The sequence below is a fragment of the Roseovarius litoreus genome (assembly GCF_900142765.1).
GTDB classification, from domain to species: Bacteria; Pseudomonadota; Alphaproteobacteria; order Rhodobacterales; family Rhodobacteraceae; genus Roseovarius; species Roseovarius litoreus.
Genome location: NZ_FRCB01000005.1, coordinates 171,106 through 194,721, shown reverse-complemented (window position 1 = coordinate 194,721; position 23,616 = coordinate 171,106). Strand labels below are relative to the sequence as shown.

Sequence of the window (23,616 nt, the reverse complement as noted above, 5' to 3'; positions counted from 1 at the left end):
TGTAACAAAAGCGTCGCTGCAGGCCACTAGCACGCTGGTGAGGGTCGCCCCGGGGCAACCCGAACCAAACCAATCAGGAGCTTTCCATGTCCTACTTCAAGATGACCGCCTCGACGCTGGCGATCGCCGCAGTTTCGGCCACCGCCGCCGCCGCCCGTGACAACGTGCAGGTCGCAGGCTCGTCCACCGTTCTGCCCTACGCCTCGATCGTCGCCGAAGCTTTCGGCGAAAACTTCGACTTCCCGACACCGGTCGTGGAATCGGGCGGCTCGTCCTCGGGCCTCAAGCGTTTCTGCGAAGGCGTCGGTGAAAACACCATCGACATCGCCAACGCGTCGCGCGCCATCCGCGAAAAAGAGATCAAGGCTTGTGCCGAAGCCGGCGTGACCGACATCATCGAGGTTCGCATCGGCTATGACGGGATCGTGTTTGCCAGCCAGATCGACGGCCCCGGCTTCACCGCGTTCGAGCCTGCCGACTGGTACAACGCCCTGGCCCCCAAGGTGCTGAAAGACGGCGAGCTGGTCGACAACCCCTACACCATGTGGTCAGAGTTCAACGCCGATCTGCCCGCCGTTGAAATCGCCGCCTTCATCCCCGGCACCAAGCACGGCACCCGTGAAGTGTTCGAGGAAAAGGTTCTGGCCCACGGCTGTGAAGCCACCGGCGCCATGAAGGCCATGGAAGAGGCCGGCATGGACGAAGACTCCATCGAAGATGCCTGCATCTCGGTGCGCACCGATGGCCGTTCGATCGATATCGACGGCGACTACACCGAAACTCTGGCCCGTATCGACAGCAACGCCGAAGGCGTGGGCGTGTTCGGTCTGGCCTTCTACGAGAACAACACCGACAAGCTCAAGGTTGCCACCATGTCGGGCGTTGCACCCTCGACCGAAACCATCGCTTCGGGTGAATACCCGGTGTCGCGTCCGCTGTTCTTCTACGTCAAGAAAGCGCATATCGGCGTGATCCCCGGCCTCAAGGAATTCGCTGAATTCTTCGTGTCCGACGAAATCGCAGGCCCCGACGGCCCGCTGGCCAACTACGGCCTCGTCTCGGATCCGGAACTGGCCATGACCCAGGCGAAGATCGCTGACGAAGTGACCATGGGCGAAGGCATGTAAGCCATCCCCGGTTCTTCGGGGGGTGGCGCAGCCTGTGCCACCCCCCTTTTTTCCGTTCCTGTCGCCTGTTACCCCCGAAATTCCGACCAGACCCCGAGGCCCCCATGCCCGCAACATGGCTTGTCCTGATCGTTCTCGCGCTGTCGGCCATCGGATACGTCCTTGGCCGCCAACGCGCCCTCCAGAATGCCGGCGGCGATAGCCGCGCTCTGCATTCCCTGCCCAGTTATTACGGCTGGCATGTGGCGCTCATGGCGCTTGTGCCGGCAACAGGCCTTCTGGCCGTCTGGTTGATCGCGCAACCGCTTCTGGTCGAAAACACCATCGCCGGGCAACTGCCCGACAGCGCCATCCCCGAAAGCTCGACCCGCAGCCTCGTGATGTCCGATGTGCGCCGCGTCGCCGACGGGCTGGACCTTGCGGTGTCGCAAGGCGCCATGACCCGCGACGATGCCGCGACTTTGCGCAGCGAATTCACCCAGGTGCGTGAACGTCTGGCCGAAGTGGGCGTCGCCCTCGGCTCGGATGTCAACGCCGCCGTGCTCAGCGCCGCTCAGGACTACCGCTCCATGTCGCGCGTCGGCAACCTGATGATGACCATTGCCGTTCTGGCCATCGCCGCGCTTGGCTTCGTCTATGCGCTCTCGCGCACCGACCGCGACTTTCGCGCCCGCAACGTGGTCGAACAGGGCATTCGCGCGCTTCTGGTCGCGGCTGCAAGTGTCGCCGTGTTGACCACGCTCGGCATCGTGCTGTCGCTCATCTTCAACACGCTCGAGTTCTTCAAGCTCTACTCGGCATGGGATTTCTTCTTCGGCACCACATGGGCACCCAGCTTCGGGGGCGGCTCCGAGCTTGGCGTTCTGCCGCTTCTGTGGGGCACCTTCTACATCTCGCTGATCGCGCTTCTGGTGGCGGTGCCGATCGGTCTCTTCTCGGCGGTCTACCTGTCCGAATACGCCCCCGGCAAGGTGCGCTCGGTCGCCAAACCCCTGCTCGAGGTTCTGGCCGGCATCCCCACCATCGTCTACGGCCTCTTCGCGCTGCTCACCGTCGGCCCGCTGCTGGTGCAGATCTTCGGCGATGACGGCGTCGGCATCATGCAGGCCAGCACCGCCGTCATGACAGCCGGTCTGGTGATGGGCATCATGCTCATTCCCTTCGTCAGCTCGCTCAGCGACGACATCATCAACGCCGTCCCTCAGGCGATGCGCGACGGCTCATATGGTCTGGGCGCCACCAAGTCCGAAACCGTCCGTCAGGTGATCCTGCCGGCCGCACTTCCCGGCATCGTCGGTGCGATCCTTCTGGCCGCCAGCCGCGCCATTGGCGAGACGATGATCGTGGTGCTCGGGGCAGGGGCCGCGGCCCGGCTCTCGATGAACCCGTTCGACGCGATGACCACCGTCACCGCCAAGATCGTCAGCCAGCTGACCGGAGACGCCGATTTCGCCAGCGCCGAGGCGCTCGTGGCCTTCGCCTTGGGCATGACGCTCTTCGTGCTGACCCTCGGGCTCAATGTCTTCGCCCTCTTCATTGTCCGCAAATACCGGGAGCAATACGAATGACCGACGCGAGCCTTCCCGAGAACAGCGCCGCCGCACCCGCGCATCGCTCGCTCAACACCGTTGACGCGCGCACCCGCAAGCGCAACCGCGCCGAAGCCCGCTTTCGCGCCTATGGCATCGCCGCCGTGGCCACCGGTCTTGTGTTCCTGGTGATCCTGCTCGGCTCGATCCTCTTCAACGGGGTCGGCGCCTTCCAGCAGACCTTCATCAAGGTTCCGGTCTATCTCGATCCCGCCAAGCTCGACAAATCCGGCGAGCGCGACATCGAGGCGATCAAGAAGGTGTCCACCTTCGGCTACACGCCGCTGATCCAGCAGGGGCTGTTCGATGTGGTGCAGGCCGCAGGCATCGAAACCCCGCTGGCCAAGCCCGGCGACATGAAACAGATGATCTCGCCCTCCGCCGCAGCGCAGGTGCGCGACACGGTGATCGAAAATCCCGATCTCATCGGCCAGACGGTCGACTTCCGCATCCTCGCCTCGTCTCGCGTGGATGGCTATCTCAAGGACCGCGTGTTCCGCGAAGACGTGGTGCGCGACAAGAACATCGATGTCGAACATCTCGATATCGTCGATGGGCTGGTCGCCGCCGGCATCGTGGTCAAGGAATTCAACCTTACGTTCATCACCGGCGCCGACGCCTCCGAAAGCCGCCCCGAACAGGCCGGTCTGGGGGTGTCGATCCTGGGCTCGTTCTTCATGATGCTGGTGGTTCTGGCCCTGTCGCTGCCGATCGGTGTGGCCGCCTCCATCTATCTCGAGGAATTCGCCCCGAAAAACCGCTTCACCGACCTGATCGAGGTGAACATCTCGAACCTCGCCGCCGTCCCCTCCATCGTGTTCGGTATCCTGGGTCTCGCGGTGTTCATCCAGTTCGCCCATCTGCCGCAATCCGCCCCTCTGGTGGGCGGCCTCACGCTCACGCTGATGACCTTGCCGACCATCGTGATCTCGACCCGCGCCTCGCTGAAATCCGTGCCGCCCTCGATCCGCGACGCGGCACTGGGCGTCGGCGCGTCGAAGATGCAGGCGGTGTTCCACCATGTGCTGCCGATGGCCATGCCCGGCATCCTCACGGGCACGATCATCGGTCTGGCTCAGGCGCTTGGCGAAACCGCGCCCTTGCTTCTGATCGGGATGGTGGGCTACATCGCCACCAACTATCCCGACGGCTTGGCCTCGGGCTTCATGGACCCCAACTCGGCCATGCCCGCGCAGATCTTCGAATGGGCCAAGCGCGCCGATCCGGCCTATTACGAACGCGCCTGGGGCGGCATCATCATCCTTCTGGTCTTCCTGATGACCATGAATATCATTGCCATCATCCTGCGCCGCCGCTTCGAGCGCCGCTGGTAAACGAGGGAAAACCCCCATGTACGACGCGCCCAGCCTGGAGAGAAACGTGGACCAGAAAGAAATCAAGTTCTCCGCCCGCAATGTGCAGGTCTATTACGGAGACACCCACGCCATCAAGGACGTGACCGTTGAGATCGAGGACAATACCGTCACCGCCTTCATCGGCCCGTCGGGCTGCGGGAAGTCGACCTTCCTGCGCTGCCTGAACCGGATGAACGACACGATCGATGTCTGCCGCGTCGAAGGCGATATCCGTCTCGATGGCGAGGATATCTACGACAAGCGCGTCGATCCCGTGCAGCTGCGCGCCAAGGTCGGCATGGTCTTTCAGAAGCCCAACCCGTTCCCCAAGTCGATCTACGACAACGTGGCTTATGGCCCGCGCATCCACGGCCTCGCCCGCTCCAAGGCGGAACTGGACGAGATCGTTGAAACCGCCCTGCGCCGCGGCGCCATCTGGGACGAGGTCAAGGACCGGCTCGACGCCCCCGGCACCGGCCTTTCCGGTGGCCAGCAGCAGCGCCTGTGCATCGCCCGCGCCGTCGCCACCGCGCCCGAGGTTCTTCTCATGGACGAGCCGTGCTCGGCCCTCGATCCCATCGCCACGGCCCAGGTCGAGGAACTGATCGACGAGCTGCGCCAGTCCTACTCGGTCATCATCGTCACCCACTCCATGCAGCAGGCCGCGCGCGTCAGCCAGAAGACCGCCTTCTTCCATCTCGGCCATCTCGTCGAATTCGGCGAAACCGGGCAGATCTTCACCAATCCCGTGGATGAGCGCACCGAAAGCTACATCACCGGCCGTATCGGCTAAGGAGCCTTCAGATGTCCGACACCCATATCGCCTCGGCTTTCGATCGCGATCTCGAAACCATCCAGGCCCAGATCATGAAGATGGGCGGGCTGGTCGAACAGGCCATCCTCGACGCCGCCACCTCTCTGGAAACCCGCGACGAAGAGCTCGCCGAACAGGTCCGCCAGGGCGACCGCGCCATCGACGCGCTCGAAGAGCAGATCAACGAAGAGGCCGCCCGCACCATCGCCCTGCGCGCCCCCACCGCGATCGACCTGCGCCTGATCCTCACCGTCATGAAAATCGCCGGCAACCTCGAACGGATCGGCGATTATTCCAAGAACATGGCCAAGCGCACCACCGTTCTGGCCCAGATGACGCCGATCAACGGCTCCACCGTCGCGCTGCGCCGCATGGCCCGCGAAGTCGAAAAGATGCTGCGCGACGCGCTTGACGCCTATATCCAGCGCGACGCCGATCTGGCCCGCGACGTGGTCAATCGCGACCATGACATCGACCAGATGTATAACGCGCTCTTCCGCGAATTCCTGACCTTCATGATGGAAGACCCCCGCAACATCACGCCCTGCATGCATCTGCATTTCATCGCCAAGAACACCGAGCGCATGGGCGACCACGTCACCTCCATCGCCGAACAGGTGATCTATCTCGTCACCGGCGACATGCCCGACGATGTGCGCCCCAAGCAGGACCGCACGTCGATCGATCCCACCGTGGCACCCAAGGCCTGAACAAGGAACTGTGACCCATGTCCATCGATCAGCCCTCCGTCCTTCTGGTCGAGGATGAGCCCGCGCAGCGCGAAGTGCTCAGCTACAACCTCGAAGCCGACGGGTTCCGCGTGACCACCGCCGAAAACGGCGAAGAGGCTCTGTTGCTCGTCGACGAGGCCGCCCCCGACATCATCGTGCTCGACTGGATGCTGCCCAATGTCTCGGGCATCGAGGTTTGCCGCCAGCTCAAGACCCGCGCCGATACGCGCAACGTGCCGATCCTCATGCTCTCGGCCCGCTCGGAAGAGGTGGACCGGGTGCGCGGTCTGGAAACCGGCGCCGATGACTACGTGGTCAAACCCTATTCCGTGATCGAGCTGATGGCCCGCGTGCGCGCGCTCCTGCGCCGCTCCCGACCCTCGGCCGTGGGCGAGCGTCTGGAATATGAAGATATCGTGCTCGATGCCGAAACCCACCGCGTCACCCGCTCCGACAAGCCGCTGAAACTCGGCCCGACCGAATTTCGCCTACTCTCGACCTTCATGGAAAAGCCGGGCCGCGTCTGGTCTCGCGAACAATTGCTGGACCGGGTCTGGGGCCGCGACATCTATGTCGATACCCGCACCGTCGATGTTCATATCGGACGGCTGCGCAAGGCGCTCTGTCAGCATGGCGGGGGCGATCCGCTGCGCACCGTGCGCGGCGCGGGCTACGCGCTCGGCTAACGCGATTTGCGTACGGGATGGACACAAATCCGGGCGAATGGCCCGGGTTTCGTCCCAAACCCGCGTCGGTTTCGTACGGTTCGTACACAAGTCGGTTTTGGGGCTATATGCGCAATCCTCATGGACTGCTGCGTCAGCGGGGCAGGGGGTCTTCGTCCTCAGCCTGTGTGCTCAGCCAATCCCGAAACTTGATCAGCGCCCCATCGCGCGCCTTTTCCACTGGCCAAACAAGGTGATAGGCGCCCGGCGTCTCGGTCACATCGCCCCAGGCCCGCACCAGCCGCCCCGTCGCCAGATCCTGTTCGGCCAGGTAATCGGGCAAAAGCGCCACGCCCAACCCGTGCAGCGCCGCCTGCGTAATCGTTGAAAACTGGTCATAAATCGTCCCCGTAACCTGTCCCGCCTCGATTCCATGCGCTGCAAACCAGGCCCGCCACGCCTCGGGCCGGGTCTCGATATGCAAAAGCGGCAAGCCCAACAGATCACCCGGCCCGCTGAGCGCGCGCCCCGCCAGAAGCTCTGGCGCACAAACCGCGATCACGGCTTCGGTCTTCAGCCGCAAAGCCTGCGTTCCTGGCCAGTCCGCGCGCCCGAAATGGAGTGCAGCATCAAAGGGTTCCGAGGCGAAGTTGAACGGCTTTATCCGGGTCGAAAGGTTAATCGTCACCTCCGGGTGCCGCCGCGCGAAATCCGCCAGTCGCGGCACCAGCCAGCGCATCCCGAACGTGGGCAGGATGGCAAGGCTCAGACTGCCGCCCGCCGGATTCACCGTCACTTTCAACGTCGCCTGGCTGATCTTGTGCAGCGCCGCGCGGATCTCGGCGGCATAGTCGGCGGCCTCCGGCGTCAGCACCATCCGCCGCCCTTGCCTTATAATCAAGGTGATCCCCAACTGCTCTTCCAGCGTTTGCAGCTGTCGGCTCACCGCGCTCTGGCTCAACGACAGCTCTTCGGCCGCCGCCGTGGCACTGCCCATTCGGTCCAGCGCTTCCAGCGCCCGCAGGCTGGCGGTCGAGGGCAGAAAGCGGCGTGGTATCGTACTCATATGCGCAATCCTCATGGATAAATGCAGAATTCGCGTTTTTTCTTACCCGAGAGCTGATGTATTGTCCAATTAACCCGATATTTCCTCATAAGGACGGACAGACCATGAGCCTCGACACGCCCAGCATCCGCCAGAAAGACAAGCCCGATCTCGGATCTTTCGACTGGCAGGATCCTTTCATGCTGGAAAATCAACTGCTTGAAGAAGAGCGGATGATTTCCCAAAGCGCGCGCACCTTCGCTCAGGAGGCGCTGCAGCCGCGCGTGATCCGCGCCTATGCCAATGAAGAAACCGATCCCGGCATTTTTCGCGAGATGGGGCAGATGGGCCTTCTGGGCACCACGATCCCTGAAGAATATGGTGGATTGTCCGCAGGTTACGTGGCCTATGGGCTGGTTGCCCGCGAAATCGAGCGGGTCGATTCCGGCTATCGGTCGATGATGAGCGTGCAATCCTCGCTCGTGATGTACCCGATCTATGCCTATGGCAGCGAAGACCAGCGTCTCAAATACCTGCCGGGATTGGCCAGCGGTGAGTTGATCGGCTGTTTCGGCCTGACCGAACCCGATGCCGGATCGGATCCCGCCGGCATGAAGACCCGCGCCGAGAAGACCGCGACGGGCTACCGTCTCACCGGCTCCAAGATGTGGATTTCCAATGCGCCCATCGCCGATGTCTTCGTCGTCTGGGCCAAGTCCGAAGCCCATGACGGCAAGATCAAGGGCTTCATTCTCGACAAGGGCATGAAGGGTCTCAGCGCCCCGAAAATCACCGGAAAACAAAGCCTTCGCGCCTCGGTCACCGGCGAGATCGTGATGGATGGCGTCGAGGTCGGGGAAGACGCGCTCTTGCCCCATGTCGAAGGGCTCAAGGGGCCGTTCGGCTGCCTCAACCGCGCGCGCTATGGCATCGCCTGGGGTGTCATGGGCTCGGCCGAATTTTGCTGGCACGCCGCCCGTCAATATGGTCTCGACCGTCATCAGTTCCGCCGCCCTCTGGCCCAGACCCAGCTTTTCCAGAAAAAGCTTGCCGATATGCAAACAGAGGTGACGTTGGGTCTGCAGGCCGCGCTGCGCGTCGGTCGCCTGATGGACGAAGCCAGTGCCGCCCCCGAGATGATCAGCCTCATCAAGCGCAACAATTGCGGCAAGGCGCTCGACATCGCGCGCATGGCCCGCGACATGCATGGCGGCAATGGAATTTCCGAGGAATATCAAGTCATTCGCCACATGATGAACCTCGAGACCGTGAACACCTACGAAGGCACGCATGACGTGCACGCGCTCATCCTCGGACGTGCGCAGACCGGGTTGCAGGCGTTCTTCTGATCCACAGGCTGCAGGGGCAGGGGGCAGGGCTATCGCCTGTTGCGTCTGGCCCTGCACGCGCTACCGTGGCCCGTGCGACTCTTACGGTGACTCGATGCGCGACCTCGGCTCCCTCTGGCGTGACAGCGCCGCCGAAACCTTCTCCGCCCCGCCTGTGTCGGGTGATCTGTCATGCGATCTGCTGGTGATCGGCGGCGGCTTCACTGGCTGCAGCGCCGCTCTAAAGGCCGTCGGGCAGGGCGCGGACGTTATTTTACTGGAGTCCGACACCATCGGCCACGGCGGCTCGGGGCGGAATGTGGGGCTGGTTAATGCCGGTCTGTGGCTGCCGCCCGATACGGTCTGCGACACGCTCGGAACCGAGGCGGGTGAGCGGCTCAATACCGTTCTGGCGTCGGCCCCCGATTTGGTGTTCGACCTGATCGCACGGCACGACATCGCCTGCGAGCCGCGCCGCGCGGGCACCTTGCACCTCGCCCATGCGCCACGCGGATTGGCACAGCTCAAGGCCCGGCACGCCCAGTTGATCCGCCGCAATGCGCCGGTCACGGTGCTGGACCAAACCGAGACTGCGGCCCGCACCGGCACATCCGGCTTTCACGGCGCGCTCCATGATGCAAGGGCAGGGACGGTTCAGCCCTTGGCTTATGTCCGTGGTCTGGCCCGCGCGGCCCGGGACATGGGCGCGCGTCTCTTCGAGAATAGTGCCGCCAGCGCGATCACCCGGCAGGGCGATCACTGGATCATCCGCAGCAACGACGCCACGCTGCGCGCCAAGGCGCTTCTGGTGGCCACCAACGCCTATCACCGGCCCGTGGCTCATATGACATTACCTCATGTACCCAAGGTCAATTACTTCCAACTCGCCACAGCCCCCCTCGGAAACAACATTTCTCGAGACATTTTGCCGGGCGGGGAAGGGTGCTGGGATACCGGCCTGATCATGTCGTCCTTGCGCCGCGACGCGGCGGGTAGGGTGATCCTTGGCGGCATGGGCGACGATACCGGCGTGCAGGCGGGATGGGCACGTCGCAAGCTGGCACAGCTTTTCCCGCAACTGGCCGATGCCGAGATCACCCATCAATGGGCCGGGCAGATCTCGATGACGTCGGACCATCTGCCGCGCATCCTGCGGATCGGTCCCGATGCGCTGTCGATCTTCGGCTATTCGGGCCGTGGGATCGCCCCCGGCACCGCTTTTGGGCAGGCCGCGGCACATGCCTTGCTGACGGGGGATGACAGCCATTTGCCGCTCGACCCCGTGGGCGCGCATATCGAAAGGCTTCCGGGCCTCAAGACCGCGATCTACGAGACCGGCGCGCGCCTTGTGCACGCCGTATCAGCGCGGCGCTGACCGCGCGTCTCATCCCTTGCCCAGATCCGACAGCGCAGCCTGAGCCGCATAAGTGGCCGGCCTGTCAAACATGACCAACTGGCGTTGCATCTCGGCGTCCAGCATGGCCAGCGCCTCGCGCTCGAGCCTGTCGGCATCCGCCGCATCGCGCCGCTCGGCCCTGATACGCCGCGCGGCCTCGGCGGGGTCATGGCTCGGATAGGCGTTGCTCGTCGTGACCGTCACCACGGACCCTTTCTTGACAAGAATGCCCGCGCTCAGCCCCACATGGCCGAGCGGTCCCCCCGGTACCTGATATCTCAGAACACCCGGCACCAGATCCGACAGGCAATCCATGTCACCAGCCCAAAGCCCGAACGCCCCCTGACTGCCCTGGCCGAAAATCTGGCTGACCTCGGTGTCCAGAACAACCCGCTTTGGTGTGATGATCCTAAGCCGCATATGTGATCGTCTCCCTGTTTTAGTCGCGCGCCCCAAACGCCATGACGCCGGCTGCACCCGGCCTGCCAAACAGCGCAAAGTCCCTGAAATATGTGGTGAGCGATCCCGACAGGGCGGGGCACAGAACACGGCACCAAAACGCTGCCTCCCTCAGGCGCTGCTCTGGGTTCGTCCGTTCCCCGAAAATCTGTCCCATGATATCCGCCATACCGTGGCATCCTTGTCGCTCATACGCTCTTCAAGTGCTGCGGTTCTTTAAAGCGCTTCGCGAAAAAACTGACTCACAGATTTTCGCGAACTGCAGTGCTTCGTTCATTCGTTCTACGCGTTCCGCCTATAGCTGATGCCTCAGGTCAAAGGCGGAACGCTTTGATGATAGGGCCAGCAAAGCCGCGCTTACATTATCATCCGTCAATGAGGCGCAGATTGAGACGATGACCGATCCGCAGGGGGGCGGGTTGCCGGGTGACGAAAAATCGTGCCGCAGGCATGTCTGGACACCATGCGCTACGGATCGTGATCTAAGGCGCATAATCAGTATTATGTAAATAATATACATGGCCGCGATATGAGGCCGCTACCGTTTATCCTGTTTAAAAACATATTGTTGAAAGGCAAAGCTTACGCAAAGCAGCGGTTTCATACGGGCCTGACCCTAGCGGCATCCATGTCGCAGATCACGCGCGAAACGCTATCGCCGCTTATCGCACTCTCGACACGGGCCGTGACAGCGCGCTAGAACAGCGGCCAACAAGGGAACGCTCCAATGACCTCGATCCTGATCCTTAACGGGCCCAATCTGAACTTGCTCGGCACCCGGCAACCTGATGTCTATGGCACCACCACGCTGGCCGATATCGAAGCGATGTGCCGCACCCGTGCCAAGGCCCTGTCCGTCGATCTGGCGTTTCAGCAGGACAATTCCGAAGGTGCCCTGATCGACGCGATCCATGCGGCGCGCGGTACGCATCACGGGATCATTCTCAATGCGGGTGCTTACACGCACACCTCCATCGCGCTGATGGATGCGCTCAGCTCGGTCGAAATTCCGGCGATCGAATTGCACCTGTCCAATATCCATTCGCGTGAAGCGTTCCGTCATCAGTCTTATATTTCACGAGTCGCTATCGGTATAATCTGTGGCTTCGGCGCCCAGGGGTACGAACTGGCGCTCGACGCCATGGTCGGACACCTGGAGCGCGCTTCATGACGGTCAGCACAGCGGTCATCAACGAAATCATCAACGTCTCCAGCGTCGAGGAAGTCTGGAAGATCCACACCCGGCGCATGGCCGATTACGGGTTCGACCGGATCATGTATGGCTACACCCGCTACCGCACCGAAACCTCGCTCGGGGATCCCGACGATTTCGTCTTGCTGACCAATCATCATCAGGATTACTCGGATGTCTTCATCGGCGAAGGCCTCTATTTCCACGCGCCGATGGTCAAATGGGCGCTCGACAATGAAGGCGCCTGCTCATGGTCGGTGATGGCCGACAGGAAGCTGTCCGGCGACATCTCTGAAGCGGAACGCAAGGTGATCGAATTCAATCGGCGCCATGGCGTGACCGCCGGGTATTCGATCAGCTTCAAATCCGTCACGCCCCGCAGCAAGGGCGCCATCGCCCTGACGGCCCGCCGAGACCTGGATCAGCCCGCAGTCGATGCCATCTGGGCCAGCTACGGGCATGAAATCCTCACGCTCAACAACGTGGTTCACCTGCGCATCCTCACCCTGCCCTACACCACGAAGGGCCGCGCCTTGACCCGGCGCCAACGCGAGGTTCTGGCCTGGGTCGGCGATGGCAAGACCACTCAGGATATCGCCGTTCTGATGGGCCTGACCCCCGCCACAGTCGAAAAACACCTGCGGCTTGCGCGCGAATCGTTGAACGTCGAGACCACGGCCCAGGCCGTTCTGAAGGCAGCGTTTCAGAACCAGATGTTCGTTCTGGACCCATGATCCGGAACGAAAGACCAAAAAAAACATCGAAAGGTATGGATTCCACTACTTTTGAATAGGTCCCCAGATGCGCACACTGCGCACGTTCCGTGAGTGGTGGCGTTTTATGCCCGGGAACAAGGGGCGGAACTCTTCGCGTATTTCGAAGCTCTCCGTCTTTCCAGTTTTACTGGACCCCGGCTGGCGGTTCTATTGATCGTGCCGTCAGTCGGACAATTTTTCCGGCGAACCCGGAAGTGTATTTTTGTGTGCTGTCCGTCTTCATTCCCCAAGTGAGGCGTCGGAAATGTAAGATGCCGCCCCGAGCGATCGGGGCGGCATTGAATTTTGCACATCACGTGGTGGAAAGATCAGCCCTGGGCGACCTTGGCCACCTCGGCCGCGAAATCCTCTTCCTTCTTCTCGATGCCTTCGCCGACTTCAAGGCGCACATAGCCCAGAACCTCGGCGCCCGCTTCCTTTGCGGCGGCCTCGACCGTCAGGTCGGGATTGATCACGAATTGCTGACCCAGCAGCGTGACTTCGGCCATGAACTTCTTCATGCGGCCGACGATCATCTTCTCGATCACCTCTTCCGGCTTACCGGATTCGCGGGCGATGTCGATCTGGACCTGGCGTTCCTTCTCGACCACGGCGGGGTCAAGCTCGGCCTCGTTCAGCGCGGCGGGGTTGGTGGCGGCGATATGCATGGCGACCTGACGGCCAAAGGCCTCATCGCCACCTTTCAGCGCGACCAGAACGCCGATCTTGCCCATGCCATCGGCCATGGCGTTATGGACATAGGACACCACAGTGTCGCCTTCGATCGTGGCCATGCGGCGCAGCGACATGTTCTCGCCGATGGTGGCGATCTTGGCGGTGATGACCTCTTCGACGGTCTTGCCATCCAGCTCGGCGGCCTTCAGCGCGTCGATATCCGACGTGCCGATGGCGACACCGGCGATCTTGCCGACCATATCCTGGAAATCGGCGTTCTTGGCGACGAAGTCGGTCTCGGCATTCACCTCGACGGCGACGCCCTTGCCGCCCTCGACATTGACCGCGACAAGGCCTTCGGCGGCGGTGCGGCCGGATTTCTTGGCGGCTTTGGCCAGACCCTTGGTGCGCAGCCAGTCGATCGCGGCTTCCATGTCACCATCGGTCTCGGTCAGCGCCTTCTTGGCGTCCATCATGCCTGCGCCGGTCGTATCGCGCAGCTCTTTCACCTGTGCAGCAGTGATAGCCATCTGGGCTCTCCTTGGAATCGTCTGAATATGCAGGGGGCGGGATAGCCCGGCCCCCATGTCGTTTTGATGAAAGCGGCTCAGCCTTCGGCAGCCTGCTCGGTCTTGGCCTCTTCGGCAGCCGGAGCTTCCTCGGCGGCGGCCTCTTCGACAGGGGCCTCGACCATCTCGCCCAGATCGACGCCAGCGGCGCCAAGCTGCACGGCGGTGCCATCCAGAGCGGTGCGGCTCACCAGATCGCAATAGAGCGAGATGGCGCGCGCCGCATCGTCATTGCCGGGGATGATGTAATCCACGCCATCGGGCGAGCAGTTGGTGTCGACGATCGCGACGACCGGGATGCCCAGCTTGTTGGCTTCGGCAACGGCCAGCGCCTCTTTCTTGACGTCGATCACGAACAGCATGTCCGGCAGACCGCCCATTTCGCGGATGCCGCCAAGGCTCGCCTGCAGTTTCTGCTGGTCGCGCTCGATGCCAAGACGCTCTTTCTTGGTCAGACCACCCGCACCGGCGCTCAGGATCTCGTCGATCTCGTTCAGACGCTTGATCGACTGCGACACGGTCTGCCAGTTGGTCAGCGTGCCACCCAGCCAGCGGTGGTTCATGTAATACTGTGCGCAGCGGTCGGCGGCTTCCGCCACGGGCTGTGCAGCCTGACGTTTGGTGCCGACGAACAGGATGCGCCCGCCCTTCGAGACGACGTCGCGGATCGCGTTCAGCGCCGCGTCGAGCATCGGAACCGTCTGTGTCAGGTCGATGATGTGAATGCCATTGCGCGCGCCATAGATGAACTCGCCCATACGGGGGTTCCAACGCTGCGTCTGGTGGCCGAAGTGAACGCCGGCTTCAAGCAGCTGACGCATGGTGAACTCGGGAAGAGCCATGTCCGTTTCCTTTCCGGTTTAAGCCTCGGCACGGGATGAGAAGCATTTGCTTCAACCGGTGGACCGACAGGGATGTCTCCCCTGACAGCCCGCCCATGCCTGCGGGTGTAAGTGCGGTGCCTATAGACCAGCCCCAGGGTGGGCGCAACCCCCCTGCCCGCCTCGGCGGCTTTCGGGGCGCGGTTTTCGCACCGACGTTATACCGACGTTATACCGACGCGATACCGATCGGGTAATCTGAGCCTTCATAAGGGGCCTGCCCCCGATTCGACATCCTGCCCTCGGAGGCCCGCAATGCCCCTTCTTCACCCCAGCCCCGAGATCCGCGATGCGCTGCAAACCGGCCTGCCGGTCGTGGCGCTGGAATCCACGATCATCACCCATGGCCTGCCGTGGCCGCGCAATGCGCAAACCGCTCTTTCGGTCGAACAGGCCGTCCGTGATGCCGGCGCGATCCCGGCCACGATCGCTGTGACAAATGGCAAGATCAGGGTGGGTCTCTCCCGCCAGGAGATTGAAATCCTTGCACAAAAGCCCGACGTCGCCAAGCTCAGCCGTGCCGATCTGGCCGCCTGCATGGCGATGGGTGGCACCGGCTCGACCACGGTGGCGGCGACCATGATCTGTGCCGCGCGCGCCGGCATCACCGTCTTCGCCACCGGCGGGATCGGCGGCGTGCATCGCGGCGCCGCCGAGACATTCGACATTTCCGCCGACCTGACCGAACTTTCGCAAACCCCGGTGACCGTGGTCTGCGCCGGGGCCAAAGCCATCCTCGATCTGCCCAAGACATTGGAAACGCTGGAAACTCTGGGCGTTCCCGTGATCGCCTTCGGGCAGGATGCCTTCCCCGCTTTCTGGTCCGCCGACTCCGGTCTGCCCGCACCCTTGCGCATGGACTGCCCGGCCCGGATCGCCCTCGCCCATCGGATGCGCGCCGCGCTTGGCCTGCCCGGCGGGCAGCTTGTCGTCAACCCCATCCCGCAAGATGCTGAAATCCCTCGCGAAACTCTCGAGCCTCTGATCGCCGCCGCACAATCCGAGGCCGACGCCCAAGGCATCACCGGCAAGGCCGTGACGCCCTTTCTGCTGCGCCGCATCTCCGAGATGACCGACGGCGCGTCGCTGAGCGCCAATGTCGCGCTGATCCATGCGAATGCCCGGCTGGCCGCGCGCATCGCGATCGCCGCGGTCAGCGACGATGCAGAACTGCCTGAAATATAAGCATTTAACACGCTATTGCAGCGCCTCGCGGCCAAGCCCATTGTAGCAGACAGCGAAACATCCTAGATAGCCGATGGGCTTTTCCTGAGCAGACATATGTCATGACAACGCCGTTCGACGACACTCCGCAACCACCCCGCAAACCCGGCATGTTCGCCGGCATCCGGGCCAGTTTCCTGACCGGGCTCGTCGTGATCCTGCCGGTGGCGATGACCATATGGCTGATCTGGACGCTGATGGGCTGGGTCGACAGCTTCGTTCTGCCCCTGATCCCCGCCAACCTGCGCCCAGAGCATTACATCGGCATCAACCTGCGCGGCGTCGGCGTCATCATCTTTCTTGTGTTCACCATCATCGTTGGATGGATCGCCAAAGGTTTGATCGGCAAGTCCTTGATCCGCTTCGCGGAATCCGTCGTGAACCGGATGCCGGTGGTGCGCTCGATCTATTCCGGCGTCAAGCAGATCGCCGAGACGGTCTTCGCCCAGTCCGAGCGCAGCTTCGAAAAGGCCTGCCTCGTGCAATACCCGCGCAAGGGCATCTGGGCGATCGGGTTCATCTCGACCACGGCCAAGGGCGAAATCGCGGGCAAGGTGGACACCGTCTCGGAACTTCTCAGCGTGTTTGTCCCCACAACGCCCAACCCGACCAGTGGCTTTCTGCTCTATTTCCCACGCGAAGATGTGGTCGAGCTGTCGATGAGCGTCGAAGACGCGGCCAAGCTGGTGATCTCGGCGGGGCTTGTCTACCCCGGGGAATCTACCTCAACAGACAAGCACAAACACCTGAAATAGCTTCACAAAAGGCAGTCCGCGTCAGTTGTACATCGCCGCCAGATCAACGCTGCTGCGCTGATTCAGATCGTCGCGATGGGTCTGCAGAAAACCTTCGGCTGCCGCATATCCCGCATCGCGCAACCTGTGCAGCAGATAGGGCGTCGGCATCAGCTTGCTGGCCACCGACAGCTCGCGCATCAGCACGTCATCGGCAATCATGTGGACATGCACCCGCTTCATCGACCCGGGCGTCAGGCTGCCATCCTCCAGCAAGCGTTGGACAAATCCGATCGCCCGCAATTCGCGCAACAGCGATGAGTTGAAACTGATCTCGTTGATCCGGTTCTGGATCTCCTGCGGGCTTTTGGGCACATCCTCGCGCACCAGCGGGTTGATATGCACGATCAGGATATCCTCGGGCAGCTCCGGCGCAAAAAGCGGGAACAGCGCCGGGTTGCCGGTATATCCGCCGTCCCAGTAATGCTCGCCGTCAATCTCGACCGCCTTGAACAGCGTCGGAAGGCACGCCGAGGCCAGCAGGCTTTCGGTCGAGATGTCATCCCCCGTAAACACCCGGATCTTGCCGTTATGCACATTCGTCGCGCCCACGAAAAAGCGCGGCCCGGCGTCGGAACAGACCTTGTCATAGTGAAACTGCGCGGCGATCCGTTCCAGCGGGTTCACATAGAACGGCCCATAGGCATAAGGCGATACGGCCCGCGTCATCGCATCGACCATCGCAAACGGCACCGAGGCTTCCAGCGCCGCACTCACAGCCCCCGGCGCGGGCATCGCGCCCGTCATCCATGCAGGCATCCGGATATCGCGCACAGCACCCATCTGCTCCCAGAGCCACGTCAGGTTCTCGCGTGCGCCCTCGTGCCCACCTTCGAGCATCCCCGATTTCAACGCCGCGCCATTCAAGGCCCCCGCCGATGTGCCCGAGATACCGGCGATCTCGATCCCGTCATCCTCGAGCAGACGGTCCAGAACGCCCCAGGTGAATGCCCCATGCGCGCCCCCGCCCTGCAAGGCCAGGTTGATCCGTTTCTTCTGGCTCATGCGCGGCTCACAGCGCCGTCCAGCCGCCATCGACGCTGATCGTGGTGCCCGTCACCTGCGCCGCCGCATCCGAGCACAGATACATCGCCGTTCCGCCCAACTGTTTGATCGTGGCAAATTCCTTGGACGGTTGCCGTTCCAAAAGGACGTTGCGGATCACATCCTCGCGCGACATGTCGTATTGCTTCATCGTGTCGGGGATCTGCGCCTCGACCAGCGGGGTCAGCACATAGCCCGGGCAGATCGCATTGGCGGTGATCGGCTCCTGTGCCGTCTCCAGCGCGGTCACCTTGGTCAGTCCGATCACCCCATGCTTGGCCGCGACATAGGCCGCCTTGTAGGGGCTCGCCGTCAGACCATGCGCCGAGGAAATGTTGATGACCCGGCCCCAGCCCGCCTTGCGCATCAGCGGCAGCGCCGCCGCCGTCGTATGAAAGGCCGAGCTGAGGTTGATCGCGATGATCATGTCCCATTTCTCGGTCGGGAACTGGTCGATGGGCGCCACATGCTGAACACCGGCATTGTTGACCAGAATATCGCAGGCGCCCGCCTGTTCCACCAGCGCGCGGCAGGCTTCGGGGTTGGACATGTCGGCCCGGATATACCGCGCACTGATTCCATGTTCGCGCGCCAGCCGGTCGGCGATGGCATGATCTTCTTCGGTGTCGGTGAAGGAATTCAGGATCACGTTCGCGCCGTTGCGGGCCAGTTCCTCGGCGATACCCAGCCCGATCCCGGAGGTCGATCCCGTCACGATTGCGGTCTTGCCTGAAATGCCCATATCTCGATCTCCTGTGGTTCGCGCCCGCCCTTCATGGCAGACATGTGCGGGCGCAGCATAATTGCTGCGCGTGCGAATTGCACGGGAAAGCGGACAATGGATGACGGACCACCCGGCCAAAAAAAACGCCGGCACGAAGCCGGCGTTAAGTTATTGAGGCAGGTTTCATACAGGCAAGAAACCTATCGAGCAGTGATCCCTTTATAAGCAATCTGGCGCCGTGATCCAAGCTAAAAGTTTGAAAAGACGTGAATCCGCCTCTACGGTCCAAGCTCAAGCACATAAGGGCGAACAGGAATTGTTGCTGAAATGAGATCGGATTTTTTCTCTCTGGCGGGAGTCGTCGCGGCGTTTCTCGCGCTGGTTCCAGCCATGCAGTCCGCCCATGCCGAACCTGCGCATGGCATAGCTATGTATGGAGAGCCGGCACTCCCACCGGATTTTGTGTCCCTGCCCTATGCCAATCCCGATGCCCCAAAAGGCGGGCGGATCGTTACCGGCAATGTCGGCAGCTTCGATTCGCTCAACCCGTTCACCCTCAGGGGCAGTCCTCCGTGGCAATTGCGCTTCCTCACGCACGAGTCGCTGATGGGCCGATCCTGGGACGAGCCGTTCACGCTTTACGGCCTTCTGGCCGAATCGGTCGAGACCGGCCCGAATCGTGAATGGGTCGAATTCACCCTGCGCCCCGAGGCGCGCTTTTCGGATGGCAGCCCCGTCACGGTCGAGGATGTCATCTGGTCCTATGAAAGCCTCGGCACCGCCGGTCACCCCCGCTATCGCGGTTTTCACGATCAGACCGCCTCGATAGAACAGACCGGTCCGCGCTCCGTCCGTCTCACCTTCGCCGAAGAGGACCGCGAATTGGCGATCATCGCCGGTCTGCGTCCGATCTTGCAGAAATCCCAATGGCAGGGGCGTGATTTCGCCGATGCGCCCCCTGACGAGGCGCCCATAGGCTCCGCGCCCTATGTGATCGACAGCCATGAATTCGGGCGTTTCCTCGTGCTCAAACGCAACCCCGATTACTGGGGGGCCGATCTGCCGCTGCGCCGCGGCATCTCGAATTTCGACGAGATCCGCATCGAATTTTACGGCGACAACACCGTGATGCAGGAAGCGTTCAAGGCGCAGGCGCTCTCCTATATCCGCGAATTCAACGCCGAACGCTGGAACACGCAGTATGATTTTCCAGCCGTGCAATCGGGCGATATCGTCAAATCCGAGATCCCCCATTCCAAGCCCTCGGGGATGACGGGTTTCGTGATGAACACCCGCCGCCCGCCTCTGGATGACTGGCGCGTCCGCGAGGCGCTCATTCAGGCGTTCAACTTCGAGTATATCAACGACACCCTGACCGGCGGCCTGCAGCCCCGGATCACCTCGTATTTCTCCAATTCCGAACTGGGGATGCAACCCGGCTCCGCCACGGGCCGCGTGCGCGATCTGCTCATGCCCTTCGCAGGCACCCTGCCGCCCGGTGCGCTCGAGGGCTATAGCCTGCCCGTCAGCGATGGCTCGGCGCGCAACCGCGGCAATCTGCGCGTGGCGCTCGGCCTGCTCGAAGAGGCGGGCTGGACCGTGCAGGACGGCGAGTTGCGCAACACCCAAGGTCAACCCTTCCGGCTTGAGGTGCTGTTGCAGCAGGATGCGCTGATCCAGCAGGCCACCGCGATCATGGATATCTATGCCCGTGCACTCGAACGTCTGGGCATCGATCTGCAGGTGCAATCCATCGACAAGGCGCAATATGCCGAGCGCGAGCGGCTCTTTGACTTCGATATGACCTTCATGCGCCGGTCCCTGTCCCTCAGCCCGGGCAATGAACAGCGCTTCTATTGGGGGTCCGAGGCCGCCGAGCAGCCCGGCAGCCGCAACCTGATGGGCATGACATCGCCTGCCGCCGACGCGATGATCGACGCGATGCTGACCTCTCGCACCCGTGAGGATTTCGTCGCAGCCACTCGCGCGCTCGACCGGGTCCTGACCGCGGGGCGCTATGTGATTCCGATTCACAACTACGCCGTGGGCAGGATTGCCCATCTCAAGGAATTGAAGTATCCTGTGGATAACTTACCGATTTACGGGGACGGAATTCATTTCCTGCCCGAAGTCTGGTGGTTCGAAGAAAACTAAAAACAGCAGTCCAAGATACTCAGGCAACGCCATGAAACATATGATCGCCCTTGGCCTTCTTGTGGCCCTGTCCGCCTGCGCCACGATCGACGGCGTCGGACAGGATATCTCCGGCGCCGCGCGCGGCGTTCAAAGCTGGTTCTGATCGGGCGCACTCGCCCCGTTCGCCACGCATGCAGGATCGGCCCTGCTGGCATCCGCCAGCCGGGTCTTTCGCCCTGCCGTCACGCCAGTGAGGTCACCCAAAGGATCGTCGCATCCTCGTCACTGACCGAGATCACGTTATGCCCCATCGTGGCGTCGTAATAGGCGCTGTCGCCCCTGCGCATCTCGATCGCCTCGTAGAATTCCGTGTAAAGCCGGATCACCCCGGTCAGGACGTATAGGAATTCCTCGCCGTCATGGCGCACCCAGCCATCGAACTCGTCCATGTGCCGCGCCCGGATGCGGGCGCGATAGGGCAGCATCTTCTTCTTGGTCAGTGCTTCGCCCAGGAGGACATGCTCATAGGTGGTGGTGGCCTGATGCTGGCCCTCGCCGGCCTTGGTCACCGACATGCGCCCGCTGATCTGTTCGCGTTGCGGCGGCGTAAAGAGCTGCGGCACCGAAATCTCAAGACCCACCGCCAGCTTCTTGAGCGCCTCATAGGTGGGCGACATCTGACCGTTCTCGATCTTGCTCAGGGTCGAGCGCGCCAGCCCCGCCTGGCTTGCCGCCTGCTCCAGCGTCCAGCCGCGCGACTTGCGCAGGTCTCGAACCCGCTCCCCGAGGTTGAGCGGTTCGCCGGTCTCTTCCCGGCCGCTTTCGCGGGCCACGCGGATCAGGTTTTCAGGTGTCGTGCGCTGCATGGTGAAAAGCTATAAGCCCAGCCCTCGCCACTTGCAACTGAAGGGCGCCCGGCATACTCCGGCAGCATGATCTCAGAAACCTGTCCCGATCCCTTCCCTGCCTGTCCGTCGCCGTTCAATCTTGCGGCGCATGTCCTTGCCCGGGCCGACGAGACGCCCGACAAGATCGCACTCGCCGTCCTGCGCCTGACCGGCGCCGAACGCTGGAGCTACGCGCGCCTCAAGGCCGCCGTTCTGGGCACCGGAACCGGCCTTCTGAATTCCGGCCTGCAGCCCGGAGACATCGTGCTCATGCGGCTTGGCAATACCGTCGATTTCCCGATCGCCTATCTGGGCGCGCTTGCCGTGGGTCTGGTGCCGGTGCCCACCTCTCCGCAGCTCACCGAACCCGAGGTGGCCGCGATGATCGCCACGCTGGACCCGGCGGCGATCCTGCTCGGGCCGGGCATCGCCTGCCCCGACACCGCGATCCCGGTGATCGACACCACGGCGCTTGCTGCGATGCGTGATCTTCCGCCCGCCGACTGGCAGATGGGCGATCCCGACAGGCTGGGCTACATCATCTACACCTCCGGCACCTCGGGCGTGCCGCGCGCGGTGTGTCATGCGCATCGGGCCATCTGGGCGCGGGGCATGATGATGCAGGGCTGGTATGGGCTCTGCCGCGATGACCGCCTGCTCCATGCCGGCGCCTTCAACTGGACCTATACGCTCGGCACCGGTCTGATGGACCCCTGGACCATGGGCGCCACCGCCCTCATTCCCGAAGCCGGCACCGACCCCGCGCAACTGCCGCTGCTGCTCAAGCGTCATGACGCCACGATCTTCGCCGCCGCCCCCGGTGTCTATCGCAAGATGCTGGGCAGCGCGCCGATGCCGCCCCTGCCCAAGCTGCGCCATGGCCTTGCCGCTGGCGAAAAACTCTCGGAAAATATCCGCCATCACTGGCAAGACGCCACCGGCACCCCCATCCACGAGGCGTACGGGATGTCGGAATGCTCCACCTTCATCTCCGCCAGCCCCGATCATCCGGCCACCCCCGGCACTCTGGGCCGCCCGCAACCCGGCAGGCGTGTGGCGATCCTTGGCCCGGACGGCCCCGTGGCGCAGGACGCCGAAGGCACCATCGCCATTCACCGCAGCGATCCGGGCCTGATGCTGGGCTATCTCGATGCGCCCGACGAAACGCAAGCCCGCTTTCAGGGCGACTGGTTCCTGACCGGCGATCAGGGCGTGATGGACGCTGCGGGCGATATCACCTATCTTGGCCGCTCGGACGACATGATGAACGCAGGCGGCATCCGCGTGTCGCCCATCGAGGTGGAAATGGTGCTCAATCATCACCCCGCCATCACCCAAAGCGCCGTCACCGATATCGAGGTGAAGCCCGACCTGCGTGTCATCATGGCCTTCTATACCGCGCCGCAAAGGGTGGACGACGCCGCGCTTGACGCCTACGTCTCGGACAGCCTTGCCGCCTACAAGCGGCCCCGCGCCTATATTCATGTCGATGCTCTGCCGACCGGGGCCAATGGCAAACTCCTGCGCCGCAAGCTGCGGCCGATCTACGAGGCCCTCAATGGTCAAGCTTGACATCATTTCCGACCCGATCTGCCCCTGGTGCTATATCGGCAAGACCTATCTGGACGCCGCCCTTGCCGCGCGCCCCGATCATCCCTTCACGCTGGAATGGCATCCCTTCCAGCTCAATCCCGACATGCCGCCCGAAGGCATGGACCGCCGCGCCTATCTCGAGGCGAAATTCGGCGGCAAAGAGGGCGCGGTCAAAGCCTACATGCCCGTGCTTGAAAAGGCGCAGGAGGCGGGGCTTTCGCTGAATTTCGAGGCGATCACCCGCACCCCCAACACGCTGGATGCCCATCGCCTGATCCATTGGGCCGGGATCGAGGACCGCCAGACACCGATGGTGATGGCGCTGTTTCGCGCCTATTTCGAAGAGGGGCGCGATATCGGCGATGCGGAGGTTCTGGCCGATCTCGCCGATGGGCTTGAGATGGACGCCGCCGTGATCCGGCGCCTGCTGGACAGCGATGCCGATCTCGACGCGATCCGCGCCCGCGACAGCCGCTTTCGCGAGATGGGCGTCACCTCGGTGCCCACCTTCATCGTGGCGGGCCAGCATGCGGTCCCCGGCGCACAACCCGCCGATCTGTGGCTCAAGGTCATCGACGAGATCACCGAGCAGATCGCGCGCGGCGATGATCCGGGCAACGGCAAGGGCTGATC

At 62.8% G+C, this 23,616-nt stretch carries 23 protein-coding genes; 16 read left to right on the top strand and 7 right to left on the bottom strand.

Annotated features, from left to right (window positions below; translation table 11 throughout):
* The first annotated feature begins 86 nt into the window (after window positions 1-86).
* The 6 genes from F3H35_RS11650 to phoB all read left to right on the top strand — a co-directional run bounded on the left by F3H35_RS11650 (window position 87) and on the right by phoB (window position 6,302).
* Window positions 87-1,127 (top strand): substrate-binding domain-containing protein, encoded by a 1,041-nt coding sequence (locus tag F3H35_RS11650; protein ID WP_149779754.1) that lies wholly within the window; start codon window positions 87-89, stop codon window positions 1,125-1,127.
* Window positions 1,128-1,231: 104 nt separating this feature from the next.
* Window positions 1,232-2,695 carry a phosphate ABC transporter permease subunit PstC gene (gene pstC / locus F3H35_RS11645; protein WP_149779753.1) on the top strand — a complete coding sequence of 488 codons (1,464 nt, stop codon included), beginning with the start codon at window positions 1,232-1,234 and terminating at the stop codon, window positions 2,693-2,695.
* Window positions 2,692-4,050: a phosphate ABC transporter permease PstA gene (pstA, locus tag F3H35_RS11640; protein WP_149779752.1), complete on the top strand. Its 1,359-nt coding sequence runs from the start codon at window positions 2,692-2,694 to the stop codon at window positions 4,048-4,050. The genes pstC and pstA overlap by 4 nt, the downstream gene beginning before the upstream one ends.
* 16 nt (window positions 4,051-4,066) lie before the next feature.
* Window positions 4,067-4,864, top strand: a complete 798-nt coding sequence (gene pstB, locus F3H35_RS11635) for a phosphate ABC transporter ATP-binding protein PstB (protein ID WP_149779751.1) — start codon at window positions 4,067-4,069, stop codon at window positions 4,862-4,864.
* A gap of 11 nt (window positions 4,865-4,875) precedes the next feature.
* Entirely contained in the window at window positions 4,876-5,595 is a 720-nt protein-coding gene (gene phoU / locus F3H35_RS11630) for a phosphate signaling complex protein PhoU (RefSeq protein ID WP_149779750.1), read from the top strand.
* Window positions 5,596-5,612: 17 nt separating this feature from the next.
* Window positions 5,613-6,302 carry a phosphate regulon transcriptional regulator PhoB gene (gene phoB, locus F3H35_RS11625; RefSeq protein WP_007815369.1) on the top strand — a complete coding sequence of 230 codons (690 nt, stop codon included), beginning with the start codon at window positions 5,613-5,615 and terminating at the stop codon, window positions 6,300-6,302.
* Between the two features lie 133 nt (window positions 6,303-6,435).
* Here phoB and F3H35_RS11620 read toward each other — a convergent pair whose 3' ends face one another.
* Window positions 6,436-7,347: a LysR substrate-binding domain-containing protein gene (locus F3H35_RS11620; RefSeq protein WP_149779749.1), complete on the bottom strand. Its 912-nt coding sequence runs from the start codon at window positions 7,345-7,347 to the stop codon at window positions 6,436-6,438.
* 104 nt (window positions 7,348-7,451) lie between these two features.
* On the opposite strand from F3H35_RS11620, the gene F3H35_RS11615 reads away from it, so the two are divergent.
* Complete coding sequence (locus F3H35_RS11615; RefSeq protein WP_149779748.1) at window positions 7,452-8,675, top strand: acyl-CoA dehydrogenase; 1,224 nt, start codon at window positions 7,452-7,454, stop codon at window positions 8,673-8,675.
* A gap of 94 nt (window positions 8,676-8,769) precedes the next feature.
* A complete protein-coding gene (locus tag F3H35_RS11610; RefSeq protein WP_149779747.1) occupies window positions 8,770-10,029 on the top strand; it encodes an NAD(P)/FAD-dependent oxidoreductase in 1,260 nt (419 codons plus the stop codon).
* Window positions 10,030-10,038: 9 nt separating this feature from the next.
* Here F3H35_RS11610 and F3H35_RS11605 read toward each other — a convergent pair whose 3' ends face one another.
* Complete coding sequence (locus tag F3H35_RS11605; RefSeq protein ID WP_149779746.1) at window positions 10,039-10,470, bottom strand: hypothetical protein; 432 nt, start codon at window positions 10,468-10,470, stop codon at window positions 10,039-10,041.
* A gap of 766 nt (window positions 10,471-11,236) precedes the next feature.
* Between F3H35_RS11605 and aroQ the strand changes: the two genes are divergently transcribed.
* Both aroQ and F3H35_RS11595 read left to right on the top strand, forming a co-directional pair.
* Window positions 11,237-11,680, top strand: coding sequence for a type II 3-dehydroquinate dehydratase (aroQ, locus tag F3H35_RS11600; protein ID WP_149779745.1), 444 nt, complete (start codon window positions 11,237-11,239; stop codon window positions 11,678-11,680).
* Entirely contained in the window at window positions 11,677-12,435 is a 759-nt protein-coding gene (locus tag F3H35_RS11595) for a LuxR family transcriptional regulator (protein WP_149779744.1), read from the top strand. Before aroQ ends, F3H35_RS11595 begins: the two co-directional genes overlap by 4 nt.
* A gap of 350 nt (window positions 12,436-12,785) precedes the next feature.
* Here the strand turns inward: F3H35_RS11595 and tsf are convergent, their stop codons facing one another.
* Both tsf and rpsB read right to left on the bottom strand, forming a co-directional pair.
* The gene (tsf, locus tag F3H35_RS11590) at window positions 12,786-13,661 is read right to left on the bottom strand and encodes a translation elongation factor Ts (protein WP_149779743.1); all 876 of its coding nucleotides are present in this window, start codon (window positions 13,659-13,661) and stop codon (window positions 12,786-12,788) included.
* Between the two features lie 77 nt (window positions 13,662-13,738).
* Window positions 13,739-14,542 (bottom strand): 30S ribosomal protein S2, encoded by an 804-nt coding sequence (gene rpsB / locus F3H35_RS11585; protein ID WP_149779742.1) that lies wholly within the window; start codon window positions 14,540-14,542, stop codon window positions 13,739-13,741.
* A gap of 294 nt (window positions 14,543-14,836) precedes the next feature.
* Here rpsB and F3H35_RS11580 point away from each other — a divergent pair, with 294 nt between their 5' ends.
* Window positions 14,837-15,766: a pseudouridine-5'-phosphate glycosidase gene (locus F3H35_RS11580; protein WP_149779741.1), complete on the top strand. Its 930-nt coding sequence runs from the start codon at window positions 14,837-14,839 to the stop codon at window positions 15,764-15,766.
* Between the two features lie 101 nt (window positions 15,767-15,867).
* On the top strand, window positions 15,868-16,560 hold the full coding sequence (locus F3H35_RS11575) for a DUF502 domain-containing protein (protein ID WP_149779740.1): 693 nt from the start codon (window positions 15,868-15,870) through the stop codon (window positions 16,558-16,560).
* A 21-nt stretch (window positions 16,561-16,581) separates the two neighbouring features.
* On the opposite strand, the gene F3H35_RS11570 is transcribed toward F3H35_RS11575, so the two are convergent.
* Together F3H35_RS11570 and F3H35_RS11565 are read right to left on the bottom strand one after the other, a co-directional pair.
* Complete coding sequence (locus F3H35_RS11570) at window positions 16,582-17,604, bottom strand: patatin-like phospholipase family protein (protein ID WP_223228391.1); 1,023 nt, start codon at window positions 17,602-17,604, stop codon at window positions 16,582-16,584.
* 7 nt (window positions 17,605-17,611) lie between these two features.
* On the bottom strand, window positions 17,612-18,385 hold the full coding sequence (locus F3H35_RS11565; protein ID WP_149779738.1) for a 3-hydroxybutyrate dehydrogenase: 774 nt from the start codon (window positions 18,383-18,385) through the stop codon (window positions 17,612-17,614).
* A 309-nt stretch (window positions 18,386-18,694) separates the two neighbouring features.
* On the opposite strand from F3H35_RS11565, the gene F3H35_RS11560 reads away from it, so the two are divergent.
* Together F3H35_RS11560 and F3H35_RS11555 are read left to right on the top strand one after the other, a co-directional pair.
* The gene (locus F3H35_RS11560) at window positions 18,695-20,521 is read left to right on the top strand and encodes an extracellular solute-binding protein (protein ID WP_149779737.1); all 1,827 of its coding nucleotides are present in this window, start codon (window positions 18,695-18,697) and stop codon (window positions 20,519-20,521) included.
* Window positions 20,522-20,552: 31 nt separating this feature from the next.
* Window positions 20,553-20,666, top strand: a complete 114-nt coding sequence (locus tag F3H35_RS11555; RefSeq protein WP_149779736.1) for an entericidin EcnA/B family protein — start codon at window positions 20,553-20,555, stop codon at window positions 20,664-20,666.
* Between the two features lie 79 nt (window positions 20,667-20,745).
* On the opposite strand, the gene F3H35_RS11550 is transcribed toward F3H35_RS11555, so the two are convergent.
* Window positions 20,746-21,369 carry a helix-turn-helix domain-containing protein gene (locus tag F3H35_RS11550; protein WP_149779735.1) on the bottom strand — a complete coding sequence of 208 codons (624 nt, stop codon included), beginning with the start codon at window positions 21,367-21,369 and terminating at the stop codon, window positions 20,746-20,748.
* Between the two features lie 66 nt (window positions 21,370-21,435).
* Here F3H35_RS11550 and F3H35_RS11545 point away from each other — a divergent pair, with 66 nt between their 5' ends.
* Complete coding sequence (locus F3H35_RS11545) at window positions 21,436-22,962, top strand: class I adenylate-forming enzyme family protein (protein WP_149779734.1); 1,527 nt, start codon at window positions 21,436-21,438, stop codon at window positions 22,960-22,962.
* On the top strand, window positions 22,949-23,614 hold the full coding sequence (locus F3H35_RS11540) for a DsbA family oxidoreductase (RefSeq protein ID WP_149779733.1): 666 nt from the start codon (window positions 22,949-22,951) through the stop codon (window positions 23,612-23,614). The genes F3H35_RS11545 and F3H35_RS11540 overlap by 14 nt, the downstream gene beginning before the upstream one ends.
* The last annotated feature ends 2 nt before the right edge of the window (window positions 23,615-23,616 follow it).